Origin of the sequence: Cupriavidus sp. D384 (assembly GCF_001652915.1) — a bacterium.
Classification (GTDB): domain Bacteria; phylum Pseudomonadota; class Gammaproteobacteria; order Burkholderiales; family Burkholderiaceae; genus Cupriavidus.
The window spans coordinates 119,558-131,731 of sequence record NZ_BBQI01000093.1 but is presented as its reverse complement, the minus strand read 5'-3'; the positions used below and the strand labels follow the sequence as shown (position 1 = coordinate 131,731).

General features: G+C 68.4%; 7 protein-coding genes. 6 read left to right on the top strand and 1 reads right to left on the bottom strand.

The window, feature by feature from the left end:
- Nucleotides 1-133 precede the first annotated feature (133 nt).
- Nucleotides 134-1,426: a glutamate-1-semialdehyde 2,1-aminomutase gene (gene hemL, locus A9J21_RS21955; protein WP_066739270.1), complete on the bottom strand. Its 1,293-nt coding sequence runs from the start codon at nucleotides 1,424-1,426 to the stop codon at nucleotides 134-136.
- Between the two features lie 254 nt (nucleotides 1,427-1,680).
- Between hemL and A9J21_RS21950 the strand changes: the two genes are divergently transcribed.
- The 6 genes from A9J21_RS21950 (at nucleotide 1,681) to A9J21_RS21925 (ending at nucleotide 12,102) form a co-directional block, all read left to right on the top strand.
- A complete protein-coding gene (locus A9J21_RS21950; protein ID WP_011298773.1) occupies nucleotides 1,681-1,851 on the top strand; it encodes a rubredoxin in 171 nt (56 codons plus the stop codon).
- Between the two features lie 357 nt (nucleotides 1,852-2,208).
- Nucleotides 2,209-2,703, top strand: coding sequence for a response regulator (locus A9J21_RS21945; RefSeq protein ID WP_066739269.1), 495 nt, complete (start codon nucleotides 2,209-2,211; stop codon nucleotides 2,701-2,703).
- Nucleotides 2,704-2,736: 33 nt separating this feature from the next.
- Nucleotides 2,737-3,105 carry a PleD family two-component system response regulator gene (locus A9J21_RS21940; RefSeq protein WP_066739268.1) on the top strand — a complete coding sequence of 123 codons (369 nt, stop codon included), beginning with the start codon at nucleotides 2,737-2,739 and terminating at the stop codon, nucleotides 3,103-3,105.
- Between the two features lie 123 nt (nucleotides 3,106-3,228).
- The gene (locus tag A9J21_RS21935) at nucleotides 3,229-3,780 is read left to right on the top strand and encodes a chemotaxis protein CheW (RefSeq protein WP_066739267.1); all 552 of its coding nucleotides are present in this window, start codon (nucleotides 3,229-3,231) and stop codon (nucleotides 3,778-3,780) included.
- Nucleotides 3,781-3,835: 55 nt separating this feature from the next.
- Complete coding sequence (locus A9J21_RS21930) at nucleotides 3,836-6,031, top strand: methyl-accepting chemotaxis protein (protein ID WP_066739266.1); 2,196 nt, start codon at nucleotides 3,836-3,838, stop codon at nucleotides 6,029-6,031.
- A 38-nt stretch (nucleotides 6,032-6,069) separates the two neighbouring features.
- Complete coding sequence (locus A9J21_RS21925) at nucleotides 6,070-12,102, top strand: Hpt domain-containing protein (protein WP_066739316.1); 6,033 nt, start codon at nucleotides 6,070-6,072, stop codon at nucleotides 12,100-12,102.
- Nucleotides 12,103-12,174 lie beyond the last annotated feature (72 nt).

The window sequence follows — 12,174 nt, the reverse complement described above, 5'->3', positions numbered from 1 at the left end:
GATAGGGTGCCTTGCCGATGCCGCTGGTTTGCTCCCCTCTCCCGCAAGGCGGGAGAGGGGTTGGGGGAGAGGGCAGGCCTATCAGGCGCCGCCGCGCTGGATCCAACCGGCAGCCGCTTTCAAGTCGGAGGTGTCAGCCCGCCTTGAACGCCTTTTCCGCTGCCTCGATGGTCGTCTTGATGATGGCGTCGTCGTGCTTTGCGGAGACAAAGCCGGCCTCGAAGGCCGACGGCGCCAGGTAGACGCCTTGGGCCAGCATGGCGTGGAAGAAGCGGTTGAAGCGGCCCACGTCGGCCTGGGTGACTTCGGCAAAGCTGGCCGGCACGGCGTTGGTGAAATAGAGGCCGAACATGCCGCCGATGGCGTCTGCCGAGAACGGCACACCGGCTGCGCGCGCGGCGGCGGTCAGGCCGTCAGCCAGCTTGCGCGTCTGGGCGGCCAGGCGGTCGTAGAAGCCCGGTGCCTGGATCAGCTTCAGCGTGGTCAGGCCCGCGGCCACGGCCAGCGGGTTGCCCGACAGCGTGCCGGCCTGGTAGACCCCGCCCAGCGGCGCCAGCTTCGCCATGATGTCGCGCCGGCCGCCAAAGGCCGCGGCCGGCATGCCGCCGCCGATCACCTTGCCCAGGCAGGTCATGTCGGGGGTGATGCCGTAGTGCGACTGCGCGCCACCCAGCGCCACGCGGAAGCCAGTCATCACTTCGTCAAAGATCAGTACGCTGCCATGCTCGCTGCACAGGTTGCGCATCGACGTCAGGAAGGCTTCGCTGGCGCGTACCAGGTTCATGTTGCCAGCCACGGGCTCGACGATGACCGCCGCGATCTCGCCCTTGTGGCGGGCAAACGCTTCTTCGAGCTGGGTCACGTTGTTGTACTCGAGCACCATCGTGTGGCGCGTCACGTCGGCGGGCACGCCGGCCGACGACGGGGCGTTCTGCGTGGTGTCCGCGAACGTCAGCAGGCCCGACCCGGCCTTGACCAGCAGGCTGTCGGCGTGGCCGTGGTAGCAGCCCTCGAACTTGATGATCAGGTCGCGGCCCGTGAAGCCGCGCGCCAGGCGCAGCGCGCTCATGGTGGCCTCGGTGCCCGACGACACCAGCCGCACCTGCTCGATCGACGGCACGAGCTTGCAGATTTCCTCGGCCATGACAATCTCGGCCTCGGTGGGGGCGCCGAACGAGAAGCTCTGGGCGGCGGTTTCCTGCACGGCGCGCACCACGTCCGGGTGCGCGTGGCCGACGATCATCGGCCCCCAGGAGCCGATGTAGTCGATGTACTGCTGGCCGTCGGCGTCCCACATGTACGCGCCCTCGGCCCGGGTGATGAAGCGCGGGGTGCCGCCGACGGAACGAAAGGCGCGCACGGGCGAGTTGACGCCACCAGGAATGGTTTGCTGGGCGCGGTCGAAGAGCTGCTGGTTACGGGACATGGAAATCTGGCCAAAGAGAAGATTCGGGAAAGACAGGCGTCCGGCCGGGGGCGGCTTGTCGCGTGCCTGGCGGCGGTCTGCCTGAAATACAGGCAATCCTGGCCGAAAGGGTGCCGTTCAGGCGGCATCTGCACGTCAAATTGCACGAACGCGGCGATACAGGGCCATTTGCGCAGGCCCATGGGTGGCGTCATCGGCGCCGATTGGGTACCATCATGCGCTGGATTTTAATAGAGACTGGCAAGAGCCTGCATATGGAATACAAGACTTGGATGTGCCTGATTTGTGGCTGGATCTATGACGAGGCCACCGGCGCGCCGGAAGACGGCATCGCCCCGGGTACCAAATGGGAGGACGTGCCCATTAACTGGACCTGCCCGGAATGCGGGGCACGCAAGGAAGATTTCGAGATGGTGGCCATCTGAGGCCATCGTCCGGAAATGGCCGTGCGTCGCGCCAAAGCGACAGAACGGCCGGTGACGCCGGGGTGTCCGGATTGACGGCCCCCCCACGAGTTGTCACACTCTGCGGCAAAACTGAACATCCGTCCGGCCGCGCCGCCATTGGCAGGCTGAAGACGGGGTGCCGCGGCACAAGAATATTGCAGTAACGGGCAGGCGCGGACTAGAAGCGCGCCGCCACCGGCCGGGTTGCCGGGTATTTTTTGACTGGGAATTTGAAAATCGGGGGCCGCCGGTCCGCCATGCGTGGCGCCGTGCGGAAGTTCTCAAGTGAATGCCTACGCCTGTTGTGTTACGCAGGACGCGGGTCGCGGGAACAAGATGCGGGTCACTCAAACAGAACAAGACACGTCTGTCGATGGGGTCAACGCCGGCGGCACTGCCGGTGCCAGCGAGGCATCCACAGCGCGCAAGGCCGCTGCGAAGGTGCTCGTGATCGACGACTCCAGCACCATCCGCCGGACGGCGGAAATCTTCCTGACGCAGGCAGGCTTCCAGGTCATGCTGGCCGAGGACGGCTTCGAGGCGCTCGCCAAGGTGGGCGACCTGCATCCGGACGTCATCTTCTGCGACATCCTCATGCCGCGGCTCGATGGCTACCAGACCTGCTCCCTGATCAAGAAAAGCCCGCGCTTCCACGCCATCCCCGTGATCATGCTGTCGTCCCGCGACGGCGTGTTCGACCGCTCGCGCGGCAAGCTCGTCGGCGCGCACAACCATCTGGCCAAGCCGTTTTCCCGCGAAGCCCTGCTGCAGGCGGTCCAGACCTGCCTGGCGGGCTGCGTGCCGGAAGAGGGCACGGCCGTGGCGGCATGACGCATGCCGCCCGAAGCATCCAGGAATGAAACAATGACCATCAGCAAAATCCTTATCGTCGACGATTCGCCCACCGAAGCCCTGTTCATGTCCGACCTGCTCGGCAAGAAGGGCTTCAAGGTCTCCGTGGCCGGCAACAGCGAACAGGCCATGACGCGCCTGGAGGCGGAAACCTTCGACCTGATCCTGATGGACGTGGTGATGCCGGGCCAGAACGGCTACCAGGCCACCCGCGCGATCAAGCGCGACGACCGCTTCAAGGACATCCCCGTGATCATGTGCACCAGCAAGGGCCTGGAGACGGATCGCATCTGGGGCATTCGCCAGGGCGCGTCCGACTACATCGTCAAGCCGGTGGACAGCGAGGAACTGCTTTCGAAGATCGCCGCGCTGGCGCACTGAGCGCCGCGGCAGCCTAGCGGCCGGAGTGGGCGCGGGAGTCCCGTCGGGGACGCCGGCGGCGCCCGCGCACGGCCATGACAACTGGTTTCACCACTGGTTTCCAGGTCTCACTGGTATCCGATCATGAACGCGCCGCGCCAAGACATCCGAACCCGCCAGACTCGCCAGACCCGCCTGCATGACTATCAGGCCATGCTGGCCCGGCGCCTGCGCGAGGCGCGCAACCTGCCCGCCGTCGACAGCTACCTGGGCGTGCTGGTGGGCCAGCGCAACTGGCTGCTGCCGCTGATGGACACCGGCGAGGTGCTCGAAATGCGCGCGCCGGCGGCCGTGCCGCTGACGCAGCCGTGGTATCGCGGCCTGGTCAACGCCCGGGGCAACCTGCTGGGCGTGATCGATTTCGGCATGTTCTGCGGCGACGGCCCGACCCCGGTGCAGCCGGGCAGCAAGATCGTGGTGCTGTCGCGCCATGTGGAACGTGCCTGCGGCATCATCGCCACGCGCGTGGTGGGCCTGCGGCACGCGGTGGACCTGACGCCGGCCGGTGGCGCCGAACCCGAGGCCTGGCGCGGTGCCGCCTTCGCGGACCGGGAGGGGCGCGACTGGCAGGTGCTGGATATCCGTCAGTTGCTGGATGCGCCGGCATTCCTGCAGGCCGGTCGCGATGCGACCTGAGGCCTGAGGCCCGATCACAAGAACCAAACAGAAAACGAACGAACAGAGGGTTGCCATGGGAATCAAGAAGATCAGCCTGGGCCGTCGCACCGCTACCGCCGGTGCCGCTGCCGAAGCGGCGGCGCCGCGCGCATCGGTATTCGCCAAGGCCGGCGCAGGCAAGGGTGGCGCGGGCCAGACGCCGGTGGAGATGATGTCGGGCTGGCTGACGCGCATGCCGTTCTCTTCCCAGCAACGGTTGCTGACCGGCGGCGTGGTGGTGTCGCTGCTGGCGCTGCTGGCATCGGTCTATCTCGATAACCGCCAGGCCAACAACGGCGCGGCCCAGATCGAGATCGCCGGTAACATGCTGATGCACTCGCAGCGTCTGGGCAAGGCGGTGCCGGTGGCGCTGCTCGGCAATGCGCAGGCATTCACGCAGCTGCGCCAGTCCAAGGAACAGCTGACCGCCGACCTGCTGGCGCTGCAGAACGGCAGCGACGAAAAGCACGTGCGCGCCACGTCGGGCCCGGCCGAGCCGCTGCTCGAAAAGGCGTTCGGCTCGTGGAAGCGCTCGGAGAAGAGCGCGGCCGACGTACTGGCCCAGCAGCCCATCCTGACGACGATCGGCCAGACGCTGCAGATCTTCAACGCGTCGAACCCCGAACTGCTCGAAGCCGCCGAACAGGTGGCCGCCATCAAGCTGCAGGCTGGCTCGAACACCCGCGAGGTGGCCGCTTCCGCGCAGCTGGTGATGCTGACGCAGCGTCTGGGTAAAAACCTGAACGAGTTCCTCTCGGGCGAAGGCGTCAATCCTGAAACCGCGTTTCTGCTGGGCAAGGACACCAACACCTTCCGCGAAACGCTGGACGGCCTGACCAACGGCTCCGAAGCGCTGCGCCTGGCGCCCGCCAGCGATGCCGAGACGCGCAGCTACCTCCAGCAGCTGTCGCAGCGTTTCGAGGCGGTGCAGAAGACCACGCAGACCATCCTGCAGAACCTGCCCGGCCTGATCGCCGCCAAGCGTGCGCAGCAGCAGATCTTCAACGACAACGAGGTGCTGCGCGGCGAGCTGTCCGAACTGCAGACCGCCTACGCCGAGGGCGCACGGTTCCGCCCCTGGACATTTGGCGCCATGGTGGTGTCGGCCATTGCCACGCTGCTGTGCCTGGCCGGGCTGGCCGCGCTGTACCTGCGCGACTCGCGGGTGCGTGCGCTGGAAGCCGAGGCGCGCGAGCGTGAAGCCGAAGCCCGCCGCCTGGAGGAAAAGCGCAACAACGACGCCACCCAGAAGGCCATTCTGCAGCTGATGAACGAGCTGCAGGACATCGCTGACGGTGACCTGACGCGTCAGGCCACGGTGACCGAGGACATCACCGGCGCCATTGCCGACTCGGTGAACTACACGGTGGAAGAACTGAAGGAACTGGTGGGCCGCGTGCAGCAGACCGCCGGGCAGGTGCAGCACGCTTCGTCGCAGGTGCAGGACACCTCGGTGCAGCTCGCGGCCACGACCGAAGAGCAGTCGCGCCAGATCCGCCAGACCGGCGAGTCGGTGGTGGAGATGGCGGACCGCATCACGCAGGTGTCGCGCGGCGCGGCGGAGTCGGCCAACGTGGCGCGTGCCTCGCTGTCCGCCGCCGAGCAGGGCCAGCAGGCCGTGCAGAACGCCATCGCGGGCATGAACGACATTCGCGACCAGATTCAGGAAACCTCGAAGCGGATCAAGCGCCTGGGCGAATCGTCGCAGGAGATCGGTGAAATCGTCGAGCTGATCTCGGACATTACCGAACAGACCAACGTGCTGGCACTGAACGCCGCCATCCAGGCGGCTTCGGCAGGCGAAGCGGGCCGCGGCTTCTCGGTGGTGGCGGAAGAAGTGCAGCGCCTGGCCGAACGCTCGGGCGAGGCAACCAAGCAGATTGGCGCGCTGATCCGCACGATTCAGACCGATACACAGGACGCCGTGCACGCCATGGAGCAGAGCACGGCGGGCGTGGTGGAAGGTGCTCGGCTGTCGGACAACGCCGGTGCCGCACTGGTGGAGATCGGCCGCGTGTCGCGCCAGCTGGCCGAGCTGATCGAGCAGATCGCGCATACCACCTCGCACGAGGCGGGCCTGGCCACCAACGTGGCACACCACATCGAAGGCATCCTGCAAGTCACCGCGCAAACGACGGCCGGCACGCGCCACACGGCCACGTCGGTGCGCCAGCTGACCGCACTGACCGAAGAACTGCGTAACTCGGTGTCGCGATTCAAGATCGCCTGACGCCCGCCCGTACGTTGACGGCCGCACCGGAACTGGTCATGTCCCTGAATTCCATCCTCACCAGCGACGAGGCCGCCACGGCCGCGCCGCAAACGCATGCCACGCCGGATACGGCTGCAGCCGGGGTACCGGCTGCGCCGCAGCGCGACCTCTCGGTGCTTGCCTGGCTGGCGCCAAGCCTGCGCACCGCGCTGGACGACGCCGCGACCGAGCTGGGCCACTATGTCGACGAGATCCGGCAAACGCCCGAAGCGCTGGGCGCCCGCGACACCACGTCGCTGCGCCTGGCCGGCCAGCATCTGCACCAGGCTGCGGGTGCCGTGCATATCGTGGGCCTGCGCGGGGTGGATGCCTATTGCCAGGCGCAGCGCCGGCTGCTGGAAGCCGTCGACGCGGGCACCGTGGCCGCCGATGCCGCCATGCTGGCGGTGTTCCGCACCGGCGTGCAGGCACTGGCCGAATACGTCGACGACCTGATGACGGGCGACGCGGAAGACCCGCTGCGCCTGTTCCAGCCCTATGCCGCCACGCTGGCGCTGATGAAGGAAGAGCGCGTGCACCCGGCCGACCTGTGGCTGGAAGACCTGCAGGCGCTGCCCGGCATCGTGCTGCCCACACGCTCGGCGTCGGCCGTCACGCGTGCGCGCCAGCGCTTCGAGGCCGCGTTGCTGAAGGCGCTGCGCCTGCCCACGCCGTGCACCGAGACGTCGCTGCTGCGCGAGGCCTGGCTGCCGCTGCAGTCGGCGCTCGATGACGTGCGCAACCACGAGCAGGACGCGCGCCGCACCACCGACACGCCCGATCGCGGCATCTGGCACACGCTGGCGATGGTATTCCGCGCGCTGGCGCATGGCCTGTTGCCGTCCGACCTGCTTGCCAAGCGCTTTGCCGCCCGAACCCACCTGCTGGTGCGCCAGTACCTGCAAGGCCAGGTGCGCGTGCCGCAGGCGCTGCTCAACGACGCCATTTTCCTGCTGGTCAGCACCGGGCTGACGCCGGACGGCCCCGAAGATTCGACCCCGCCCGTGGTGCAGGCCGCCGTACAGGTGCTGCGTGTGGATATCGCGCGCAGCCTGCAGGCGTACCGCGTGGACCCGGCGCATAGGGTGGCGCGGGCCGATTACCGCCAGCGCTACTACGGCTGGCTCGATCCGATCGATACGCGCAACCTGCAGCATGCGGCCACCGCCATCGAGCGGGCCGCCGCCGACGACCAGTCGGGCTGGGAGCTTGCGCTGGCATCGCTGGCAGAGGCCGCCATGCCGCTGGCGCAGCCGGCGCTGCAGCAGTGCCTGACCGCAGCGGCGGCCTACGCGGGCCAGCGGCCGGCGGGCGAGGCGCTGGGCCGGGGCGGCGTGGCGCTGTTCCTGGCGGGGGCCCTGGCCATGCCGTGGCGCGTCCACGGTAAATCCGGACATGCATCGGCGGCCGAATTTGCCGTGCGATGCGAGACGCTGACGGCCTGCCTGGCTGATCTTGATGCGGCGGCGCCTGCCTGGCTGGCCGAACTGGTTCAGTCCGCCGGTGCCCAGGCGCAGCGCACCGAAGCCGTGGCGCAGGTGCGTGCCCAGCTGGACAGCGGTGAATCGTGGCTCGATACCTATGACCGCAATGCGGCACGGGCCGATGCGGGCAACGCGCTCGACGACGCCGCGCAGGCCTTCGGCGCGCTGCTGGCCTCGATCGAACGTATCCATGGCAGTGCCGCGTTGCCAGAGGGCATCGACGACGAGACCGACGCTGCGCTGGCGTCGGTGCGTGCCGTGCTGGCGCGGCTGGGCGTGCTGCGTGAAACGACCGACCACGCCGCGCGTATCGATCAGCTGTCGGATATCGCCGCCGAACTGGGCGCCGTGCACGCCTTCGCCGACCTGCTCGAATTTGGCCGCAAGCAGAACGATGCTGCTGGCGACGATCCGCTCGCGCTGCGCACGCAACGCCAGGATGCCGTGCCGCAAGGCGCGCTGGGCGCGGCGCGCAGTGCCGCGATGGACGCCATCCGTGTGGCGGCCCATGCCGATTCCCCCGAGATCCAGCGGCTGCGGGCCGCGCTGCAGGCGGTGGCCGACCAGGCCGCCATCGACGACGACGCCGCGCTGCGCCGGCAGGCCGCCGAGGCCACCACGCAGCTTCACGCCTGGCTGGCCGGTAGCGAATCGGCGGCCGAACGCATGGTGGTAGCACTGGCCGACCCGTTGCCGGCCGCCGTGGCCCCGGTGACGGCAGCGCCCGCAGCGGCGCCGATGCCGGCCGATGCTGCCGCCATCGACGCCGAACTGCTGGAGATTTTCCTGGCCGAGGCCGAAGAGGTGCTGGGCAATATCGCCACGGACCTGGCGGGCGGCCTGCAAGCCCTGGGCGATACCGACGTGCTGAGCCGCATGCGCCGCGCGTTCCACACGCTCAAGGGGTCAAGCCGGATGGTCGGCCTGAACCGTTACGGCGAAGCCGCCTGGGCTGTCGAGCAGGTGATGAACCTGTGGATCGCCGAGGCGCGCGAGCCGGTGCCCGAACTGCCGGCCCTGCTGCAACAGGCACACGACCTGCTGCGCGAATGGGCGCTGGCCCTGCTGGAAGATCCGTCGACGCTGCGCGAGATCGCGCCGCTGGTAGACGCTGCGCAGGCGCTGCGCGAGCCGGGCGGCATGGCGACAGGCGCAGGCCAGGCCGAGTCGATCGATTCACTGGACGCACTGCTGGCCCAGGCATCCGCGCCTCTGGCATCGGTGCACACGCGGTTGTCGTCCGCCGAGCCTGTGGACCTGTCAGGCGGCATCGATATCACCGAACCGGCCGGAACGGCAGACAGTGCCGGTCAGGCCGACCTGGCAGATCCCGAGCCGGTCGAAGACAACGTGCTGCCGTTCCGCCTGTCGGGCGGGCTGGCGGACGACGACGAGGGCTACAAGGTCATCGGCCCGGTTCGCATCGGCCTGGCGCTCTACAACGTCTATCTGCAGGAAGCCGACGATCTGCTGCGGCAGTTCGCGACGGATCTGTCCGAATGGCGGCACGAGAACCATCCGTGCCCGAGCGAACTGGCACTGCGCGTGGCGCACACGCTGCAGGGCAGCGCGTCGACGGTGGGCCTGGAGCCGGTGCGCGAGATTGCCGAGGCGCTCGAACATCTGCTGTTGCTGCTGGGCCGCCATCCCGTGGTCATGCATCCGGCCGACTTCCGCCTGCTGGACATTGCCGTCGACCGGCTGCGCGCGATGCTGCACCAGTTTGCCGCCGGCATCTGGCCCGATGCCGATGCATCGCTGTGCCGCGACCTGAACGATTTTGGCGAACGCGCGCTGGTGCGTCCGCGCGCGGCGCTGCCGGCGGCCCAGTCCACCGGGCAGGAAGGTTCGGTGTCGCAACTGTTCGGCCAGAACCAGGCCGTGTCGCAGCCGCTGCCCGAGATCGACGCTGACGCGCAGGCCCCGCGGGCGGAACTGCCGCCCGTGAAGCTGACGCCGATCACGTCGCTGCCGCCGGTTTCGGCGCCGGCTGTCCCGGCGCTGATGCCGGTGACCCCGGTGCAGGACGCCGTGGTGATCGCGATGCCAACGGCGCCGCGCCATGAATCGATCGCCGTGGCGCACGTCAGCCCGGATTCTCCCGATACGCCACCCGATGACATCTCGACCGACGCCTCGTCGCTGGACCCGGCGCTGGTCGAGATTTTCCTGGAAGAAGCCCATGGCGCGCTGCCCGATCTCGGCAAGCTGGTGCGCACGTGGGAAGCCTCGCCGGACGATGCGCAGCACGGCGGCCTGATCCTGCGCGGCCTGCATACGCTTAAAGGCAGTGCGCGCATGGCCGGCGCCATGGCGCTGGGGCAGGCGGCCCATGAAATGGAAACGCTGCTGGAAGCCAGCGTGCGCGGCCAGCGCGTGACGCCGGACCTGTTCGGCAAGCTGTATGCCTGGTACGACCGTATCCTGGCGCACGTGGATGCGCTGCAGAACGGCCGCCTGCTGCCGGTGGACGATGCCGATGTGGTCAACGGCCTGGTGGCAGCACCCGCCGGCGCAGCCGCTTCGGCGACGGTGCTGGAAGCATCTGCTCAGGCGGCTGTGCAGGGTGCACCGCAGCACGCGATCGTGCCGGCGGCGCCGCTGATGCCGGCCGCTCCCGCCGCCTTGCCGACCGACGCCGAGCGGCAGCGGGCGCTGGTGCGCGTGCAGGCCCGTGCGCTGGACACGCTGATCAACGACGCCGGCGAAGTCAGCGCCACGCGCGCCCGTCTGGACAGCGAGCTGGAGGCACTGCGCAGCTACCTTGGCGAACTGAACGACAACGTCGCGCGTCTGCGCATGCAGCTGCGCGAGATCGAAATCCAGGCCGAAACGCAGATGGCGTCGCGAATCGCCGATCAGCAGCACAACCAGGAATTCGATCCGCTGGAATTCGACCGCTTCACGCGCTTCCAGGAACTGACGCGCATGATGGCCGAGTCGGTGAACGACGTGGCGACCGTGGAGCAGAACCTGCAGCGCGGCTTTGACCGCGCGTCGGGTGACCTGGCGCAGCAGGCGCGGCTGACGCGGGGCCTGCAGCGCGGCCTGATGCAGGCGCGCATGGTGCAGTTCGATGCGCTGGCCGAACGTCTGTATCGCGTGGCGCGCCAGTCGGCCACCGAGACCGGCAAGGAAGTGCGCCTGCTGATCAAGGGCGGTACCGTGGAAATCGACCGCTCGGTGCTGGACCGCATGGCCGGCCCGATCGAGCATTTGATCCGCAATGCCGTGGTGCATGGCATCGAGCCGGCCGACGCGCGCCGTGCGGCGGGCAAGTCGGCCACCGGCGCGCTGACGCTGGAAGTGCAGCAGGAAGGCAACGAGGTGGTGCTGACGTTCTTCGACGACGGCGGCGGCCTGAACCTGCAGCGCATTCGCGAGCGAGCCGTGGCGCGCCAGCTGATGGCACCCGACGAGGATGCCAGCGAAGCCCGCCTGACCGAAATGATCTTCGCCCCGGGGTTCTCGACCGCCGATGCGGTGTCCGAACTGGCGGGGCGTGGCGTGGGCATGGACGTGGTGCGTGCCGAAACGGTGGCGCTGGGCGGCCGTATCACGCTGTCGACCGAGGCCGGCCGTGGCACCAGCTTCACGGTGCACCTGCCGCTGACCACGGCCATCACGCAGGTGCTGCTGGTGTCGCTGGGCGGGCGCCTGTTCGCCATGCCGAGCGGCATGATCGACCAGGTTCACCAGTTGCGCGAGAAGCCGCTGCTGGAGGCCTACAACGCTGGCCGCTTCACGGCGGCCGGTATCGAGGTGCCGTTCTTCTACTTCGGCGCGCTGCTTGAGGAAACCGCCGCGATGGCGTCGGGCCGCAAGTATTCGCCGGTGGTGGTGGTGCGCTCGGGTGCCGAACGCGTGGCCGTGCATGTGGACGACGTGCTGGGCAACCGCGAAGTGGTGGTGAAGCACATCGGCCCGCACCTGGCGCGCCTGGAAGGCATTGCGGGCGCCACCACGCTGGGCGATGGCGAGATCGTGCTGATCTACAACCCGGTGGTGCTGGCCCAGCGCTGGGAACGCGAGCGTGGCGCCACGTCACCGGCCACGCCGATGCTGGCCGCGCCGCAGCATGGCGGCCAGACCGGTGCGGTGGCCGAATTCATCGACGCTGGTGCGGCAGTGCCTGTGCCGGGGCTGATGACCCAGCCGACCGTGATGGTGGTGGACGATTCGCTGACCGTGCGCAAGGCCAGCCAGCGCCTGCTGACGCGTGCCGGCTACCAGGTGGTGCTGGCCCGTGACGGCGTGGACGCGCTGCGTCAGCTGCAGGAAGTGATGCCCGACGCGATGCTCGTCGACATCGAGATGCCGAACATGGACGGCTTCGACCTGACGCGCAATGTGCGTGCCGATGCCCGCACCAACCACATGCCGCTGGTCATGATCACGTCGCGTACGGCCGAGAAGCATCGCCGCTATGCGGCGGAAATCGGTGTGAACGTGTATCTGGGCAAGCCGTTCAACGAGGACGAACTGCTGCGCACGCTGCAGCAACTGATCGGCGAGAAGGCCGCCGCCACGGCATCGTCCGTGGCGCAGATGCTGGGCGAGGCGTAAGCCGGTTGGTCTCTGGTTGCTTCCCTCTCCCGTTGCCCGGGAAAGGGGAGCAAACACGCGCAGGCCAGCAAA